General features: G+C 63.5%; 15 protein-coding genes. 7 read left to right on the top strand and 8 right to left on the bottom strand.

Annotated elements, in window-relative coordinates:
* Positions 1-211: 211 nt before the first annotated feature.
* From BPHY_RS42645 to BPHY_RS25690, 8 genes are all read right to left on the bottom strand, one after another.
* Positions 212-358, bottom strand: a complete 147-nt coding sequence (locus BPHY_RS42645) for a hypothetical protein (protein WP_167538876.1) — start codon at positions 356-358, stop codon at positions 212-214.
* The gene (gene cydB, locus BPHY_RS25660) at positions 342-1343 is read right to left on the bottom strand and encodes a cytochrome d ubiquinol oxidase subunit II (RefSeq protein WP_012404370.1); all 1002 of its coding nucleotides are present in this window, start codon (positions 1341-1343) and stop codon (positions 342-344) included. The genes BPHY_RS42645 and cydB overlap by 17 nt, the downstream gene beginning before the upstream one ends.
* 29 nt (positions 1344-1372) lie before the next feature.
* Positions 1373-2770 carry a cytochrome ubiquinol oxidase subunit I gene (locus BPHY_RS25665; RefSeq protein WP_012404371.1) on the bottom strand — a complete coding sequence of 466 codons (1398 nt, stop codon included), beginning with the start codon at positions 2768-2770 and terminating at the stop codon, positions 1373-1375.
* 1009 nt (positions 2771-3779) lie between these two features.
* Positions 3780-5081 (bottom strand): NCS2 family permease, encoded by a 1302-nt coding sequence (locus tag BPHY_RS25670; protein WP_012404372.1) that lies wholly within the window; start codon positions 5079-5081, stop codon positions 3780-3782.
* 369 nt (positions 5082-5450) lie between these two features.
* Positions 5451-5702 carry a DUF4148 domain-containing protein gene (locus tag BPHY_RS25675; RefSeq protein ID WP_012404373.1) on the bottom strand — a complete coding sequence of 84 codons (252 nt, stop codon included), beginning with the start codon at positions 5700-5702 and terminating at the stop codon, positions 5451-5453.
* Between the two features lie 152 nt (positions 5703-5854).
* Complete coding sequence (locus BPHY_RS25680) at positions 5855-6634, bottom strand: slipin family protein (protein ID WP_012404374.1); 780 nt, start codon at positions 6632-6634, stop codon at positions 5855-5857.
* Positions 6631-8322, bottom strand: coding sequence for an NfeD family protein (locus BPHY_RS25685; RefSeq protein ID WP_083775902.1), 1692 nt, complete (start codon positions 8320-8322; stop codon positions 6631-6633). The genes BPHY_RS25680 and BPHY_RS25685 overlap by 4 nt, the downstream gene beginning before the upstream one ends.
* Positions 8323-8400: 78 nt before the next feature.
* Positions 8401-9462 carry an AraC family transcriptional regulator gene (locus BPHY_RS25690; RefSeq protein WP_012404376.1) on the bottom strand — a complete coding sequence of 354 codons (1062 nt, stop codon included), beginning with the start codon at positions 9460-9462 and terminating at the stop codon, positions 8401-8403.
* Positions 9463-9716: 254 nt separating this feature from the next.
* Here BPHY_RS25690 and BPHY_RS25695 point away from each other — a divergent pair, with 254 nt between their 5' ends.
* The 7 genes from BPHY_RS25695 (at position 9717) to BPHY_RS25725 (ending at position 18791) form a co-directional block, all read left to right on the top strand.
* On the top strand, positions 9717-10850 hold the full coding sequence (locus BPHY_RS25695) for an acyl-CoA dehydrogenase (protein WP_012404377.1): 1134 nt from the start codon (positions 9717-9719) through the stop codon (positions 10848-10850).
* Between the two features lie 170 nt (positions 10851-11020).
* The gene (locus tag BPHY_RS25700; RefSeq protein ID WP_012404378.1) at positions 11021-12727 is read left to right on the top strand and encodes an AMP-binding protein; all 1707 of its coding nucleotides are present in this window, start codon (positions 11021-11023) and stop codon (positions 12725-12727) included.
* 36 nt (positions 12728-12763) lie between these two features.
* Positions 12764-14293, top strand: coding sequence for a CoA-acylating methylmalonate-semialdehyde dehydrogenase (locus tag BPHY_RS25705; protein ID WP_012404379.1), 1530 nt, complete (start codon positions 12764-12766; stop codon positions 14291-14293).
* Positions 14294-14996: 703 nt separating this feature from the next.
* On the top strand, positions 14997-15890 hold the full coding sequence (gene mmsB / locus BPHY_RS25710; RefSeq protein ID WP_012404380.1) for a 3-hydroxyisobutyrate dehydrogenase: 894 nt from the start codon (positions 14997-14999) through the stop codon (positions 15888-15890).
* Positions 15890-16696, top strand: coding sequence for an enoyl-CoA hydratase (locus tag BPHY_RS25715; protein ID WP_012404381.1), 807 nt, complete (start codon positions 15890-15892; stop codon positions 16694-16696). The genes mmsB and BPHY_RS25715 overlap by 1 nt, the downstream gene beginning before the upstream one ends.
* Positions 16693-17844, top strand: coding sequence for an enoyl-CoA hydratase/isomerase family protein (locus BPHY_RS25720; protein WP_012404382.1), 1152 nt, complete (start codon positions 16693-16695; stop codon positions 17842-17844). The genes BPHY_RS25715 and BPHY_RS25720 overlap by 4 nt, the downstream gene beginning before the upstream one ends.
* 395 nt (positions 17845-18239) lie before the next feature.
* Positions 18240-18791, top strand: coding sequence for a (2Fe-2S)-binding protein (locus BPHY_RS25725; protein WP_012404383.1), 552 nt, complete (start codon positions 18240-18242; stop codon positions 18789-18791).
* Positions 18792-18795: the final 4 nt, after the last annotated feature.

An 18795-nucleotide genomic window follows, 5' to 3' on the forward strand; every position in this document is an offset into this window, starting at 1 on the left:
CTGGTTTGTGCGGCACTGCATCGGAGGCCGCAGGCTTGTTGCTTGCATTGCTTTCGCGGCCTGCTACGTAGACGAGCTTCGCGGAAGTATTTTGAAGGCGGCCGGGCGGCCTCGCGGAGCCGCCCGGCAGGTTTATGCGCGGTGGATACGTTGGCCACGCTTCGCCCTGCGCGGTGCCGAGCGGGCTGTTCAGATCACGCTCGAATCATGCTCAGGTGAGCGCGAACAGTGTCGCGTTCATCAGCGCCTTGAACGCATAGCCGACGATCATCGCGCCGCCTACGCCGCCGCACCACAGCGCGACGAACCAGACCCAGCCGGGCAGGCGGGCGCGGGCAGGCTTAGTGGTAGTGGACATCGCCATGACGCACCTTGCCGCGGAAGACCCAGTAGCCCATCGTCGTGTAGCCGATGATGATGGGGATGATGACAGCCGCACCGACCAGCGTGAACATCTGACTTGAACGCGGGGCGGCCGCTTGCCAGAGCGTGAGGCTCGACGGAATCGCGTACGGCCACAGGCTCACGAGCAGGCCGACATAGCCGAGCAGCACGAGCCCGAGCGCCATCATGAACGGCGTGTTGTGATGCCGGTCGCGGACTGCGCGGCGCATGAAGAACGCGCAGATCGCGACGAGGAACGGCACGGGCAGCAGGCGCCAGAAGATGCCGCTGTCGAACCAGCGCTGGGCGATTTCCGGTTCCTGCAGCGGTGTCCAGAGGCTCACGACGACGATGAAACCGAGCAGTACGACGGTCAGCGGCCACACGACGCGATGCAGCCGCCGCTGTAAATCGCCCTCCGTCTTCGCGACGAGCCAGCCGCAGCCAAGCAGCGCGTAGGTGACCACGAGGCCGAGGCCCGTCAGCAGCGAGAAGGGCGTGAGCCAGTCGAACGCGTCGCCCGCAAAGCGGCCGTCGGCGACGGGAATGCCCTGCAGGAATGCGCCGAGCGCGATGCCCTGGAAGAATGCCGCGCCCGTCGAGCCGCCGATGAACGCGAGATCCCACAGATGTTTCGTGCGATTGGCCTTCGCGCGAATCTCGAACGACACACCGCGGAAAATCAGGCACGCGAGCATGAAGACGAGGGGCAGATAGAGCGCCGACAGCACGGTCGAGTAGACGATCGGGAAAGCGGCGAAGAGCCCCGCGCCGCCGAGCACGAGCCAGGTTTCGTTGCCGTCCCAGACGGGCGCGACGGTGTTCATCATCAGATCGCGTTCCTTTTCGTCGGGGAAAAACGGAAAGACGATGCCGATGCCGAGATCGAAGCCGTCCAGCACGACGTAAATGAATAGGCCCAGTGCGATGATCGCGGCCCAGACTACGGTTACATCCATTTTGTTCTCACGGGTATCGAAGGGTTGGATCAGGCGTCGATCATCTGATCGAGCGGATGGCGCACGGTGTGCTTCGGACGGGAGGGCAGGCCGTCGGGCGCGTGGCCCGGCAGCGCGGGGCCCGAGCGCATCAGCTTGAACATGTAGTAGATGCCCGTGCCGAACACGAGGAAGTAGATGACGATGAACGCCATCAGCGAAATGCCGACCTGTTGCGCGGAAAGCGGCGACACGGCTTCGACGGTGCGCTTCACGCCATACACGACCCACGGCTGACGGCCGACTTCCGTCGTGACCCAGCCCGCGAGCAGCGACAGGAAGCCCGTCGGTCCCATTGCGATCGCGATGTGCTGAAACCATTTCGCGTCGTACAGTTTGCCGCGCCGGCGCAGCGCCCAGGCGGCGAGCGCGAAGACGATCATCGCCACGCCGAGGCCCGCCATCACGCGGAAGCTCCAGAACACGACCGTGGAATTCGGCCGCTCTTCTTTCGGGAAGCTCTTCAGTCCGCGGATTTCCCCGTCCCAGCTATGCGTGAGGATCAGGCTGCCGAGGTGCGGAATCGATACCGCGTACTTCGTTGCTTCGGCCTGCATGTCGGGGATGCCGAACAGGTTCAGCGCGGTGCCGCCTTGTTCGGTGTCCCACAGACCTTCGATCGCCGCAATTTTTGCAGGCTGGTATTCGCGCGTGTTGAGACCGTGCGCGTCGCCGACGAAGGCCTGGACGGGCGCGAGCACCAGCAGCATCCACAGCGCCATCGAGAACATCTTTTTCACCGCGTTGTCGCGCCGGCCTTTCAGCAGATGCCAGGCGCCGACAGCGGCGACGACGAGCGCGGTGACGATGAACGCGGCGATCGCCATGTGCGCGAGGCGGTACGGGAAGGAAGGATTGAAGATGATCTTGAACCAGTCGACGGGGACGACGTGGTTGTCGACGATGTCGAAGCCTTGCGGCGTTTGCATCCAGCTGTTGGACGCGAGAATCCAGAATGTCGAGATCAGCGTGCCGATCGCGACCATCAGCGTCGCGCCGAAGTGTGCGCGCGGGCTGACGCGTTGCCAGCCGAACAGCATGATGCCAAGGAAGCCTGCTTCGAGGAAGAACGCCGTCATCACTTCGTACATCAGCAGCGGCCCCGTGACGGGGCCGGCGAACGCAGAGAAGCCGGACCAGTTGGTGCCGAACTCGTAGCTCATGACGACGCCGGACACGACACCCATGCCGAAGGCCACCGCGAAGATCTTCGACCAGAACAGGCAAAGATCTTTGTAGTAGGCCTTACTGGTTTTTAGCCAGCGCCATTCGAGGACGGCGATGAAGCTGGCGAGGCCGATGCTGAGGGCAGGAAAGATGATGTGAAACGAAACCGTGAACGCGAACTGAAGGCGTGCGAGATCGAAGGCGGAGATTGCGGTGTTCATGTGTCCGAATCCGGGTAACAGGCATGACCGCAAGCGTAGGGGATCGGGGTTGATTTTGCTGCGGCGCCGGATGTGGCGATATGGCGCATGCGTGTGATGTTTTGTGCATGCTTTTTTGGGATAAATGATTGATGTAGATCAGGTTTCTTGATTTGGATTGAGCATGGTTTTCTTGCTGGTTGTCGTCTCATGTGCGGCAATCGACCGCGTCGCAGCATGGGCCCGCGTTGGGCGCGGGATACGGACGGTGTGGCGGGTTGTCGCGGGCGGTGCTGGTGTTGGCTTTGGGTTGGGGCTGGAACTGGCGTCCGCGATTTGCCTTCGTCGTTCATGCGTTGCCCCTGTGCGGGGCGGCACACCTACTTTTCTTTGCCGCGGCAAAGAAAAGTAGGCAAAAGAAAGCCGCTCACACCGAGCGTCTTGACGTTGACCCACGGGCCCTCGAGGTCCCCACGCTTCTCGCGACATTGCGCTAATCCATGCCCGTTGCCAGCGCTCCTGGACTCGCCTCACCCACTTGAACTCTCGCGTCGCGTACCGCCTTACCGGACGTCGATGGCCGCCCAGGTGGCAAACTGTGTGTCGGCCGTCGCGATGGAAGTGCACCACTCCGGACTGAAAAGCGGATCGGTGTCGCAGGATCGGCAACGCATGCGGTGTGACAACCGACACACAGTTTGCCACCTGGGCGGCGCAGACGGTTCGCTGCCGCTGGCAACGCGCGCCAGCTAGCGCGTTGCCGCACGGAGGACGGGGCCGTTGGGGGCCCGTGGGTAAGAACAAGGATTGGCGGTGTGAGCGGCTTTCTTTTGCCTACTTTTCTTTGCCGCGGCAAAGAAAAGTAGGTGCCGCCCCGCACAGGGGCAACGCCAGCAAACCGGGAGCAAAACGCGGATGCCAGCAAAAGCGAAGGCAAAAGCAAAAGCAAAAGCAAAAGCAAGCAAAAAACCAAAACAGGCAACGCCGCGCCGCAGGCAAAACCGACGACTACGTCGCAAACAAAAAACGATCACTCCGATCCGAGATAAAAGAACCGAAACAAAAACACAGCAGCAATAATCCAAACGACGAGCTTCACCTGGCGAGCCCGCCCAGTGAGCAACTTCAACCCGGCATAGGAAATAAACCCGAACGCGACGCCATTCGCGATGGAATACGTGAACGGCATCATCAAAGCGGTGAGTGCAGCAGGCACGACTTCCGTGGCGTCATCCCAAGGCAGATCAGCCATCTCCCGCAACATCAGACAGGACACATACAACAGAGCCGGTGCCGTCGCATAGCCCGGCACAACCCCCGCCAGCGGCGCAAAGAACAGCGCCAGCAAAAACAGCACCGCAACGGTAATCGCGGTAACACCCGTACGCCCGCCCGCCTGCACCCCCGATGCGCTCTCGATGTAAGCCGTCGTCGACGACGTACCCAGCACCGATCCCGCGAGAATCGCCGTGCTATCCGCCAGCAGCGCACGGTTCAATCGATGCATTTTGCCGTGCACCAGCAACCCGGCGCGGTTCGCGACGCCCATCAACGTGCCCGTCGCGTCGAACAGCTCGACGAGGAAGAACACCAGAATCACGTTGAGCACGCCCGTCGACAGCGCAGCCTTGATGTCGAGCTGGAACAGCGTCGGCGAAATCGACGGCGGCGCGGACACGATGCCGCGAAACTGGTTGCCGCCGAAGAAGAAGCTCAGAATCGTCACGCCGACGATGCCCATCAAAATCGCGCCGCGCACACGCAGGAAGTCGAGCGTGACGATCGCAAAGAAACCTATGATCGCCAGAATGACGTGCGGGTCGTGCAGATTGCCCAGCGTCACGAGCGTCGCCGGGTTGCCCGTGACAATGCCCGCCGTCTTCAGCGAAATAATGGCAAGAAAGAGACCGATGCCGCCCGTGATCGCGATGCGGATCGAATGCGGAATGCCGTTGACGATCACTTCCCGCACGCGGAAAAGCGTGACGATCAGGAACAGGCAGCCCGAGATGAACACCGCGCCGAGCGCGGCCTGCCACGTGAAGCCCATGCCCTTGACGACCGTGTACGCGAAATACGCGTTCAGGCCCATGCCGGGTGCGCACGCAATCGGGTAATTCGCGTAGAAGCCCATGATCAGCGAAGCGAGCGCCGCGACAAGGCAGGTCGCGACGAACACCGAGTCTTTCGGCATGCCCGCATCGCTGAGAATCGCCGGATTGACGAAGATGATGTAGGCCATTGTGAGAAACGTGGTGATGCCCGCGAGCACCTCCACGCGCAGGTTCGTGCCTGCTTCGTCAAAGCCGAAATACCGTTTTACGGAGTCCATGAGCCGAGTCTCTCGTCGTGTGAATGTCGTTGGTAACCGCTTGTTGCGCCGCGTTCTCTTGCCGCTTCCGGCCCGTCACGGGCGGATTTAATCACGATTGTTCAGCAAATACCGCATTTGCCGCGCGCCCGTGTAGCGCAAGCAACACTCGACAGTGGGCGGCTGCGTTCGAGCGCGGATTCTTGCTGGCGGAGGGCCGTGATGATACCTGAGCCGGCGTCTCAGGTCGGATGACGAGTGGGACGGGAAAGTACGGGGGAGGACGGGAGGCTTGTGCGACGTCGATGCCCGACGCGGGATGACACTGTCTTACGTGGCGCGCGCTGCGATTTGAAGCACGCGCGTCACGCACGCATTGATGGAACCGACTTACTGCTGCGTACCTTGAGCTTGAGCGCGATGCTGCGCAACGACGCGGCCTGCTGCGATTGCATTGGCCGGATAGTTGATCCAGTCGAGCGGATCGTAGCCGGCCTTGCGCCATTCGACGAGATCGGCCTTCACTTCGGCGCGCGTCTTGGGCGTGTTCTGGTCATAGGCGCCCGATGTTTGCGCGAATGCGGACGACATGGCTGCTGCGCCGATGAGCGCGCCCAGCACCATACGAGGAATCAGCTTCATGGCAAGGGCCCTGAAAAGTTAGGATGACCCGTTTATTTTAGGTTCTGTATCCGCGATGAGTAATGTTCGTAACTGAAATGAACCGTTGCTCGGTTTGCGTCAAATTTGCGCCGCAAGGCGATTTCATGCGCGAACGCAGGTCCGCCGCTCCGTCAGCCCATATGCTGAGATGGCTTGCCCATTCGATCGAGCACGGCCGTCAGCAGATCCACGGGAAGCGGAAACACGATCGTCGAATTCTTGTCGGCGGCAATGGTCGTCAACGTCTGCAAATAGCGCAGTTGCATCGCCTGCGGTTGTTGCGCGAGCATCTGCGCGGCCTGCAACAGCTTCTCCGACGCCTGCAGTTCGCCTTCGGCATGAATCACCTTGGCGCGGCGCTCGCGCTCGGCTTCGGCCTGACGTGCAATCGCGCGGATCATCGTTTCGTTGATGTCGACATGCTTGATTTCGACATTCGATACCTTGATGCCCCACGCGTCCGTCTGCGCATCGAGCACGCGCTGGATGTCGGTGTTGAGCTGCTCGCGTTCGGACAGCAGTTCGTCGAGGTCGTGCTTGCCGAGCACGGCGCGCAGCGTGGTTTGCGACAGCTGGCTGGTTGCTTCGAAGTAACGCGCCACCTGAATCACCGCACGCTCCGGATCGACGACGCGGAAGTACACCACGGCATTCACCTTGACGGACACGTTGTCGCGCGTGATAACGTCCTGCGGCGGCACGTCGAACACGACCGTGCGCAGATCCATGCGCACGACCTGCTGTACGACGGGAATGATCAGCACGAGGCCCGGGCCCTTGACTTTCCAGAAGCGGCCAAGCATGAACACGACGCCGCGCTCGTACTCGCGAAACACGCGCACCGACGAAGCGACCAGCACGATAACCAGAAGTATCAGGATGCTGCCGAAGCCGAAAGTGAAACCGATCATGTGCGTTCTCCTTGTGATGGGGCAGGGTTCGCGGGCACGACGGTGAGCATCAGGCCGCGCCGCCCGGTTACGCGCACCGCGTTGCCCGCCGCAAGTGGCGCGTTGCTGCAGACGCGCCAGCGCTCGCCATGCACGCGCGCCCAGCCGACGCGTTCCGGTTCGCCATGCAGCAGGCTGTCCGCCCGGACCTCGGGGCGGCTTTCCATTGCATCGGAGTCGACGGCGACCAGACCGTCGTCGAGCACCACGCCGAAGCTGCCGATCATCGCTTCGGCGCCCGTCACGACGGGCCGCCGCCGCGAGCGCAGCACGAGGCTCGATACGCCGAAAATGAACAGCACGCTGAAGACGACGACGGCGGCGATCATCGGCAGCGGAATGCCGTAGCCGGGCACGTCGGTATCGATCAGCATCAGTGCGCCGATCGCGAACGCGACGATGCCGCCGAAGCCGAGCGCGCCGAAGGTCGGCAGAAACGCTTCAGCGATCAGGAATGCCAGGCCGAGGAAGATCAGACTGAGACCCACGTAATTGACGGGCAGCAGTTGCAGCGCGAACAGTCCCAGCAGCAGGCTGATCGCGCCCGCGACGCCGGGCAAGACGAAGCCGGGATTCGCGAACTCGAAGAACAGCCCATACATCCCGATCATCAGCAAGATCAAGGCCACATTTGGGTCGGTGATGACGGCGAGGAAGTGGTTGCGCCAGTCCGCTTCGAGCGTGACGACGGGCGCGTGCGCCGTCGTCAGGTGCTGCGCGCCGGCTGCCGTGTCGTAGGTGCGCCCGTCGAGCTGCCGAAGCAGGTCGGGGAGATCGCGCGCGACAATATCGACCACTTTCTGCTCGAGCGCGTCGCGCGCCGACAGGCTCACGGCTTCGCGCACCGCGCGCTCGGCCCACTCGACGTTGCGGCCGCGCAGTTGCGCGAGTCCGCGGATATACGCCTGCGCGTCGTGAAGCTGCTTGCGCAGTTCCGTCGATTGACTGTCGAGCGCGAGCGCGCCCGAAGCAGCGTTGTCCTTGACGGCCGGGTTCGATGACGGGCTCGAGGATGGCGCTGCGCCCGGCAACGCTGCCGGCTGGCTGGGCCGCGGCGCGTCCTGCCCGCCGATGCCGAGCTGCACGGGCGACGCAGCGCCGAGATTGGTGCCGGGCGCCATCGCCGCGATGTGGCTCGCATACGTGATGTAGGTGCCCGCGCTCGCGGCGCGCGCGCCGCCTGGCGCGATATAGGTCGCGACGGGCACGGGCGACGCGAGAATTGCCTTGATGATCTGCCGCATCGAGGTATCGAGTCCGCCTGGCGTATCGAGTTGCAGGACGGCGAGCTGCGCGTGGTCTTCGGCGGCTCGGGCGAGGCCGCGCACGATGAAGTCCGCGGTGGCGGGGCTGATTGCGCCCGCAATGGGAATCACGACCACGCTGCCGGGCACGACGGCCGGCTGCGCAGCGCGAGCGCAAGGGGCGAAGGCTGCCGCGCAGCAGACCGTCAGCGCGAGCAGCAGGGCCCGATGAAGTCGCATGCACGCCGCACGGGCGGGCGCATCGGCGCGCAGCGCGCGAGCCCATGCCGTGCGGAACGCGGCGGCCGCGGCTGCGCCGCATGCGCGGCGATCCGCGAAGCATGCGCGATCGGACAGGCGTCGCGAACCCGCTTGCCGGATCGGGAGAAGCCGGTAGGTTCCCATCGTCGACGGCCGGCGCGCGGCGACGGATCACGTTCGTATGCGGCGCGCCTGGCCTGAAAAAGCTGGCCTGTCTTAAGCTTAGTCGGATTCCGCCGGTTCCGCGCGGCGGGACATACCCGCGCCCGGCGCCGCGGCATTCACCGCCCGATAATCCGCCGGCCGCATCCCCGTCCATTTTCGGAACGCGCGATGAAACGCGCTGGGTTCCGCAAATCCGAGCGTCGCGGCGATATCCGCTATCGGCCGGCCGCCGCGCTGCAACTCCGAGATCGCGATGTCGCGCCGCAAGTCGTCCTTGATCGACTGGTACGTATAGCCTTCCTGCTTCAGATGCCGGCGCATCGTTGCCTCGGCGACGTGCAGACGCTGCGCCATTTCGTCCGAGCCGGGCCACGCGGCCATCGGCAGCGTGCGCAGCGTCTTGCGCACGCGCGCCGCCAGCGAGCCGGGATTGCGGTACTTGATGATGAAGCTGGCTGGCGCGTCGCGCAGGAAGGGTCTGACTGACTTCGCGGTCTGCACGACGGGCAACGCCAGAAAGCCGGGCGCGAGATCGACATACGATTCGCGCTGATCGAACGACAGATCGTCGCAGAACATCAGCCGGTATTCGTGCGCGGCGGGCGGCTCCGCGCAGCGAAAGCGCGCCTCGATCAGCGGAATGCGCCGGCCGACCAGCCAGCACACCAGCCCGTAGACGAGAATGAAGTACGTTGCGTACGCAAACATGGCCGGCTGCGGCGCGCCGTCGCGATGAGCGAATGCGAGGCGCACGCGGTCATCGCGTTCGACGATCTGCACGCTCATGTCGTCGAGTACGAGCCGCATGAAGCCGACGGCGCGCGCCAGCGCCTGGCTGCCGTTGCGCGCCGTCAGCGCCATCTGCGTCATCGCGATGAAGCTGCCGCTCTTCATGGCGTGGGAATCCTGGCCGAAGAACTCGTCATCGAGCGAACGGGCGATGTTGGCCCACAGCGCGCCGTATTGGGCCGGCGTCACGCGGCTCTTCGCGCTGCCGAGCACCTGCGGCGCGATGCCCGCCGTCTCGACAATGGGCCGCACGTCGACGCCGCGCCTGCGAGCGAGCGCCAGCGTTTCTTCGACGAGACTCACGGAGATCGTGCCTCTTTGGGCTTTCATGCAGTCAAGCGTTCCTGTCGGCAGGGATTCTGGCAAATGCGCTCACTTTTGCGGCAACGCGCACCGGGTAGCGCCGTCATTTTGCCGTATCGTCGATGTGGCCGGTATCGGGATATGGCAAATGCGCTCACGCAGATTGATCGAACGCGGCATCGAATCCCGCTTTCGCGCCGCCTACACTGGTTGCCATCGGGCGCGCCGTAGATGCAATGCGGCAGGCGCGCCAGGCAAACCGGAGAGGACACGGTAGACACATGAACGAGTTCTATACCGACGAACAGCGGATGATCCGCGATGCAGCCCGTGATTTTTCGGTCGACTGCCTCGCGCCGAACGCCGCGCAATGGGACCGCGAAGGCGCGCTGCCTGCGCAAGTCGTCAGACAGATGGGCGAGCTTGGCTTTCTCGGCATGATCGTGCCGCCCGAATGGGGCGGCTCGTACACCGACTACATCGCGTATGCGCTCGCATTGGAAGAAATCGCGGCCGGCTGCGCCGCGTGCGCGACGATGATGAGCGTGCACAACTCGGTCGGCTGCGGGCCGGTCCTCAATTTCGGCAGCGACGCGCAGAAAGACCGCTATCTCGCCGACCTCGCGACGGGCAAGCGCATCGGCGCGTTCTGCCTCACCGAGCCGCACGCGGGCAGCGAAGCGAACAATATCCGCACGCGCGCCGTGCTCCGGGACGGCCAATGGGTGATCAACGGCAGCAAGCAGTTCGTCACGAACGGCTCGCGCGCGAGCATCGCGATCGTGTTTGCCGTCACCGATCCCGAGGCGGGCAAGCGCGGCCTGTCGGCCTTCATCGTGCCGACGGACACGCCGGGCTTCAACGTCGGGCGGCCCGAGAGCAAGCTGGGCATTCGCGCATCGGATACCTGTCCGATCTCGCTCGATGATTGCGCGGTGCCCGAAGCGAACCTGCTCGGTGCGCCGGGCGAAGGCTTGCGCATCGCGCTGTCGAATCTGGAAGGCGGCCGCATCGGCATCGCGGCGCAGGCGATCGGCATCGCGCGCGCGGCCTTCGACGCGGCGCGCGTCTATGCGAACGAGCGCATCCAGTTCGGCAAGGCGCTGAAGGAGCACCAGACCATCGCCAACATGCTCGCGGACATGGCCACACGCCTGAACGCCGCGCGGCTGCTCGTGCATCACGCGGCGCGGCTGCGCAGCGCGGGACGGCCGTGTCTGTCGGAGGCGTCACAGGCGAAGCTGTATGCGTCGGAAATGGCCGAAGAGGTTTGCTCGAAGGCGATCCAGATTCACGGCGGCTACGGCTACCTCGAGGACTACGCGGTCGAGCGGCACTATCGCGACGCCCGCATCACGCAGATTTATGAAGGGACGAGCGAAGTACAAAGAATGGTTATCGCGCGGCACGTTTGAGCGCAGAATGATCCGCTAATAGCTTTGCTCGGGAGCCGGGTAGGCGGTTGAGTGCTGGCTCGGGTCGAGGGCGAGTGGGGGTGACTGGCGCTGAAGCGCTAACTCAGGTCGACCGAGAGTGGGGCCCGAGTAAGCGCTAAGGCGCTAACTCAGGCCGACAGGAGACGACAATGACGGCAGCCCAAGGCTTTTTCGACGCGCGCGATCTGCTCTTGCGCCATCGCACGGACTACGAGCGCGCGTACGCAGAGTTCAAATGGCCAAAACTCGATGAGTTCAACTGGGCGCTCGATTATTTCGACGTCGTTGCTCAAGGCAACCACAACCCTGCCCTTTGGATCGTCGACGACCCCGCACAGCAAGGACTGAAACTCTCGTATGCGCAGATGGCCGAGCGCTCGTCGCAGATGGCAAATTTTCTGCGCAGACTCGGCGTCGCGCGCGGCGACCGCCTTCTGCTCATGCTGCCCAATCGCGTCGAACTGTGGGACGTGATGCTCGCGGCAATGAAGCTCGGCGCCATCGTGCTGCCCGCCACCACGCAACTGTCGCCCGACGATGTGCGCGACCGCGTCCAGATCGGCGGTGCAAATGTCGTCGTGGTCGATAGCGTGGAGACCGCCAAGTTCGATGGACTCGATGCCGCGCTGAAACGCATCTCGGTCGGCGCGCCGCGCGACGGCTGGACCGACATCGCCGGCGCATACGAGTCATCGCCGGCGTTCACGCCCGATGGCATCACGCGCGCCTCCGATCCGATGCTGCTGTACTTCACGTCGGGCACGACGTCGAAGCCGAAGCTCGTCGAGCACACGCATCAGAGCTATCCCGTCGGCCATCTGTCGACCATGTACTGGATCGGCCTGCAACCCGACGACATCCACTGGAACATCAGCTCGCCCGGCTGGGCCAAGCACGCGTGGAGCTGTTTCTTCGCGCCGTGGAACGCGCAGGCGTGCGTGTTCGTCTTCAACTTCGCGCGCTTCGTGCCGAAGGAAACGCTCGACGTGCTGGTGCGCTGCAACGTCACGACGCTCTGCGCGCCACCCACCGTGTGGCGCATGCTCGTGCAGGAGCCGCTCGCGTCGTACCCCGTCAAGCTGCGCGAGATCGTCGGCGCGGGCGAGCCGTTGAATCCGGAGATCATCGAGCGCGTGCGGCATGCATGGAACATCACGATCCGCGACGGCTACGGGCAGACGGAAACCACCTGCCAGATAGGCAATCCGCCGGGGCAGCCGGTCGTGCCCGGATCAATGGGGCGTCCGCTGCCGGGCTATCGCGTCGAACTCGTCGATGCCGACGATCATCCCGTGACGGAAGGCGAAATCGCGTTGCCGCTCGACGCGCGCCCGCTCGGCCTGATGACGGGCTACGCGAACAACGCGAAGGCCACCGAACACGCGATGCGCAACGGCTACTACCACACGTCCGATGTCGCGATGCGGCGCGACGACGGCTATCTCGTCTATGTGGGACGCTCGGATGACGTGTTCAAGTCGTCCGATTACCGGTTGAGTCCGTTCGAACTCGAAAGCGTGCTGATCGAGCACGAAGCAATTGCCGAGGCGGCCGTCGTGCCGAGCAACGATCCGCTGCGCCTGTCGGTGCCGAAGGCCTTCGTCACCGTGCGACATGGTTTCGAAGCCGGCCCGGAACTCGCGCGCGACGTGTTCCGCTTTTCGCGCGAAAAGCTCGCACCCTACAAGCGCATTCGACGCCTTCAGTTCAGCGATCTGCCCAAGACGATCTCAGGCAAGATCCGCCGCGTCGAACTGAGGCGGCGGGAACTGGAGCGCACGGCCGAGCCCGCGCGTTTGCCCGACGAGTACTGGGAAGAGGACTTCCCCGAGCTTCGCAACGGCAACGGCAACTGAATGACGACATCGATATCGATCAAGGAGACATCGAGCATGAGCGCAATCGCAACGACAGTCGCAGGCCAGAAGGTCGAGACCGTAAAGCTGCTGATCAACGGCGAATTCGTCGAATCGAACGCGACCGAGTGGCGCGACATTGTGAATCCGGCGACGCAGGAGGTCCTCGCACGCGTGCCCTTCGCGACACAACAGGAAGTGGACGCCGCGATCCGCGCTGCGCACGCCGCATTCGCAACATGGAAGAACACGCCGATCGGCGCGCGCATGCGCATCATGCTGAAGTATCAGGCGCTCATTCGCGAACATATGCCGCGCATCGCGAAGACGCTGACGGCCGAGCAGGGCAAGACGCTACCCGATGCAGAAGGCGATATTTTCCGCGGCCTGGAAGTGGTCGAGCACGCGTGCTCGATCGGCACGCTGCAACAGGGCGAATTCGCGGAGAACGTGGCGGGCAGCGTCGATACCTATACGCTGCGCCAGCCGATCGGCGTATGCGCGGGCATCACGCCGTTCAACTTCCCCGCGATGATTCCCCTGTGGATGTTCCCGATGGCGATCGTGTGCGGCAACACATTCGTGCTGAAGCCGTCGGAGCAGGACCCGCTGTCGACGATGCAGCTCGTCGAACTCGCGATCGAAGCGGGCGTGCCGAAGGGCGTGTTGAACGTCGTGCATGGCGGCAAGGAGGTGGTCGATTCGTTGTGCACGCATGAACTGGTGAAAGCGATTTCGTTCGTCGGTTCGACGGCCGTGGGCACGCATGTGTACAACCTTGGCAGCCAGTACGGCAAGCGCGTGCAATCGATGATGGGCGCGAAGAATCATGCTGTGGTGTTGCCTGACGCGAATCGGGAGCAGACCTTGAATGCGCTGGTGGGTGCCGGCTTCGGCGCGGCGGGGCAGCGGTGCATGGCGACTTCCGTTGTGGTGCTGGTGGGTGCGTCGAAGGACTGGTTGCCCGAACTTGTCGAGAAGGCGAAGACGTTGAAGGTGAATGCGGGTCATGAGCCGAAGACGGATGTCGGGCCGGTTGTATCGCGTGCTGCGAAGGCGCGGATTCTGGGTCTGATCGAAAAGGGTGTGGAGGAGGGCGCGACCCTGGCGCTCGATGGACGCGATGTGGATGTTGCTGGCTACGCCGATGGGAACTTTGTCGGGCCTACGGTGTTTAGCGACGTGACCGTGGGGATGGAAATCTACAAGACGGAGATCTTTGGGCCTGTGCTGTGTGTGATGACCGTGCCGACTCTTGACGATGCGATCGCGCTGGTGAATAGCAACCCGATGGGCAATGGTGTCGGTCTCTTCACGCAGAGCGGTGCCGCGGCGCGCAAGTTCCAGAGTGAAATCGATGTTGGACAGGTGGGGATCAATATTCCGATTCCCGTGCCGGTGCCTTTCTTCAGTTTTACTGGCTCGCGGGGATCGAAGCTTGGGGATCTTGGGCCTTATGGCAAACAGGTCGTGCAGTTCTATACGCAGACGAAGACTGTTACCGCCCGGTGGTTCGATGATGCCACTGTTGGCGATGGCGTGAACACCACTATCGCTCTGCGGTAGGTTTTCCGTCTGCGACGCTGGTGCGGTTTGCCTGGTTTGCCTGGTTTGTCGCCGGCATCCGCGATTTCATGTCGGTGTTCGGGCGTTGCCCCTGTGCGGGGCGGCACTTACTTTCTTTGCTGCGGCAAAGAAAGTAAGCAAAGAAAGCCGCTCACACCGCCAACCCTTGACGTCTACCCACGGGCCCCCAACGTCCCCATCCTTCAACCGTTATTCTTCTCGCAAAGGATCATTGCCAACGTTCTTTGTCCATGCCTCACCCATCCATGCTCCCGAACTACATTCGCGCACTCGGGAGGTTGCGGCCGATTTGCGGCAAACGATATGTTGGCCGTCGTACCCACGCGTAGGAGCACAGAATGTTTTGTGAAGAACGAGGACGGAAGCAATGTGACGACGATGGCCGCAGAAGAAGTGCCTGAAGCGGGTGACGCGAACGCTAGAGCGCTGGCAACGAGCATGGATTAGCGCGTTGCCGCGAGAAGCGTGGGGACCTCGAGGGCCCGTGGGTCAACGTCAAGACGCTCGGTGTGAGCGGCTTTCTTTTGCCTACTTTTCTTTGCCGCGGCAAAGAAAAGTAGGTGTGCCGCCCCGCACAGGGGCGACGCCTGAACACCGACATGAAATCGCGGATGCCGGCGAAAAGCGAAAAGCCGGTCAACCCTATCAGTGTCGCAGAAAGAACCAAGGAGGGACATCTACCATGAAGATCGGCTTCATAGGACTGGGCAACATGGGCGCGCCAATGGCGCACAACCTGCTAAAAGCGGGCCATACGCTAAATGTGTTCGATCTGAACCCGCACGCAGTGCAATCATTAACGGCGGCGGGTGCAACTGCAAAAGAAACACCAAAAGCAGCCTCCACGGACGTGGAATACGTAATAACCATGCTCCCGGCGGCGGCACACGTACGAGCGGTGTTAGCAGGAGCAGACGGCATCCTCGCGGGCATCGCGAAGAACGTGACGATCATCGACTCGAGCACCATCGACCCAGCGAGCGTAACCACCTTCGCCGAACTGGCTAACCTGAACGGCAATACGTTCGTGGACGCGCCAGTGTCCGGCGGCACAGGCGGCGCAACAGCCGGCACACTCACCTTCATGGTCGGCGGCAGCCCAACAGCGTACGAGCACGTAAAGCCAGTCCTGCAAGCAATGGGCAAAAACATCGTCCATTGCGGCGAGACCTCGACCGGCCAGGTCGCAAAGATCTGCAACAACCTCGTGCTCGGCATCACGATGGCGGGTGTCTCCGAAGCGATGGCGCTCGGCGAGGCACTCGGCATCGATCCCAAAGTGCTCGGCGGCATTATCAATACGTCGACAGGCCGCTGCTGGAGTTCGGACACCTATAACCCGTTCCCCGGCGTGATCGAGACGGCACCATCGACACGCGGCTATACAGGCGGCTTCGGCACCGACCTGATGCTGAAGGATCTCGGCCTCGCTACCGATGCCGCCAGGCTCGCGCGCCAACCCATCTATCTCGGCGCGCTCGCGGCGCAGCTCTATCAGACGATGAGCAGCAAAGGCGCTGGCAAGCTCGACTTCTCCGCCGTCATCAAGCTGTACCGCAACGAAGGAGACGCGTGATGACCGAACTCGATTACGCGCACGACGGCAGCGTCGCGCTGCTGACCTTACGGCGCCCGCCTGCAAATGCATTCACGCCTGACGGGCTGTTGCAGTTGCAGCAGACCGTGTTGCGCCTCAACGGCGAAGTGAACGTACGCGCGATTGTCATCACGGGCGACGGCCCGAAGTTCTTTAGCGCGGGCGCCGACCTCAACACGTTCGCCGACGGCAACAAGGAAGTCGCGCGTCTCGCGGCGACACGCTTCGGCGCCGCATTCGAGACCCTGCAAAACGCACGGCCCGTCGTGATCGCGGCGATCAACGGCTATGCGATGGGCGGCGGGCTCGAATGCGCGCTCGCGTGCGATATCCGTGTTGCCGAACAGCATGCGGTGATGGCGCTGCCGGAAACGGCCGTCGGTCTGCTGCCATGCGGATGCGGCACGCAGACGCTGCCTTCGCTTGTGGGCGAAGGCTGGGCAAAGCGCATCGTGCTGACGGGCGAACGCGTCGATGCGCCGACGGCACTGCGCATCGGTCTCGTCGAAGAAGTGGTCGAGAAAGGCGCGGCACGCAGCTTCGCGCTTGCCATGGCGGCGCGCGTCGCGGGACTGAGTCCGCAGGCCGTGACTTTCAGCAAGGAACTGATCCAGCAGGCGCGCAACGGCGTGCCGCGCCCGGCCGCGCTCGCCGTCGAACGCGAGCGCTTCGTCGATCTGTTCGATGGCGCAGATCAGCGCGAGGGCGTCAATGCGTTCCTCGAAAAACGCGCACCGCGATGGCAAACCACGCAGACCGCGCAAACGACGGAGTCGCAACGATGAGCGCTGTCCTTCACGAACCCATGCAGGAACGAGAAGTGCTGCTTCGCGTCGTCAATCGCGTCGCGATCGTCACGCTCAACCGGCCTGTTGCGCTCAATGCGCTATCGCACGACATGGTGCGCGACCTGGCCGCGCTGATCGAGCGTTGCCGCCACGATAGCGAGATCGTCGCCGTCGTGCTGCGTGGCGCAGGCGCGAAAGGCTTCTGCGCCGGCGGCGATGTGCGCGCGCTGCATGGCATGCGCCAGCGCAACGACAGCGGCTGGCAGCAGTTCTTCATCGACGAATACCGCCTCGACTACGCGCTGCACACGTTTCCGAAGCCCGTCGTCGCGCTGCTCGACGGCATCACGATGGGTGGCGGCATGGGACTCGGCCAGGCAGCGCGGCTGCGTATCGTCACGGAGCGCACGAAGATTGCGATGCCGGAGACGCGCATCGGTTTTCTGCCCGATGTCGGCGCGACGCGCTTTCTTTCTGTGATGCCGACGGAGATCGAACTGTATGTCGGACTGACGGGCGCGACGCTCACAGGCGCAGATGCGCTCCACTGCGGGCTCGCGGATCTGTGCGTGCCATCCGAATGGCTCGATACGTTCGAAGAACGCCTGCTGCGCGTGTCGACAGCCGACATGGCTACCGGCGATCTGCTGCACGCGTTGCGCACCGTGTTCGAGCCGCCGTGCAACATCGTCCCGCATGCGGGGCTCCGTGCTTTCACCCAGGCGATCATGCGGCATTTCGACCGGCGTTCGGGCATCGAGCGCATCGTCGCGACGCTGCGCCAGGATCTCGAGAGAGAGCATGCACGCGAGATGCGTCAATGGTTGCAGGCCACCTGCGATGCACTCACGTCGCACTCGCCGACCATGCTGTGCGTGACGCGCGATGCGCTGTTGCGCGGCCGTCAAATGACGCTCGCCGAATGCTTCCGCATGGAACTGGGCATCGTCACGCGCGCGATCGAGGAGGGCGATTTCAGCGAGGGCGTGCGCGCGCATCTCGTCGACAAGGACCGCAAGCCGCGCTGGGCGCCCGCGTCGCTTGCAGAAGTGCGGCCCGAGCGCGTGCGGCATTTTCTGTCGTCGCCGTGGCGGACACAGGCGCATCCGCTCGCGAGTCTCGGCGTGGAGCCCGCTGTCGCGTAACGCTGCGTGAGGCGCAAGGGGAAACAGCCAGAGAAACGAGGCCCGGGTGGGCCTCGTTTCGTTTTGCCGGCTAAACGCGGCAGACGGGATGTTTAATGGATGCGAAGCGTGCCGGGTATCGCGCTTGCTCGCATTCATCGTTTCGATCGTCGGAATCCGCACCAGGACGGTTTGATACGCGGACGCCTGCACAAGGGGGCGTACGGGCATATGGGGGCATACGCGCTCTCGGGCTCTCGGGCTGAAAGTCTGCGCATTGGCGCCTATACTTTTCGCTTGTCCATCGGCGCTCCACGATGCGGCCCTGTGCCGCTGCCAGTGTGACTGGCGCCATCCGGCATTCGACCGTCTTCCTCCCGATCGTCTTTTACCGACTGTTGCATGGAGATTTACCGATGCCTCGCACCATCGCACGACCCCAGTTCACGCCGCACGAAGCGCCCGAACGCAGCGGCGCCCCGCACGCTCCTGCCGTTCCGGGCGTCACGATTGCCGTCGAACTGAACGTGAACGGCACGTCTTACGCGCTGTCGCTCGATCCGCGCACGACTCTGCTCGATGCATTGCGCGAACATCTGCATCTGACGGGCACGAAAAAGGGCTGTGATCACGGCCAGTGCGGCGCGTGCACAGTGCACGTGAACGGCCGCCGCGTGAACGCCTGTCTGTCGCTCGCCGCCACGCATGAGGGCGACACGATCACGACCATCGAAGGCCTTGGCGAGCCCGACGCGCTTCATCCGATGCAGGCCGCGTTCGTCGAATGCGACGGCTATCAGTGCGGCTATTGCACGGCCGGACAGATCATGTCGGCCGTCGCGCTGCTCGGCGAAGCCGTCGGCCCCGACGATGCGGACGTGCGCGAAGCGATGAGCGGCAACCTGTGTCGCTGCGGCGCGTACCAGAACATCGTCACGGCCATCCAGTCCGTGCGCGGCAAGCGCTGAGGAG

Origin of the sequence: Paraburkholderia phymatum STM815 (genome assembly GCF_000020045.1) — a bacterium.
In the GTDB taxonomy this organism is placed as follows: Bacteria; Pseudomonadota; Gammaproteobacteria; order Burkholderiales; family Burkholderiaceae; genus Paraburkholderia; species Paraburkholderia phymatum.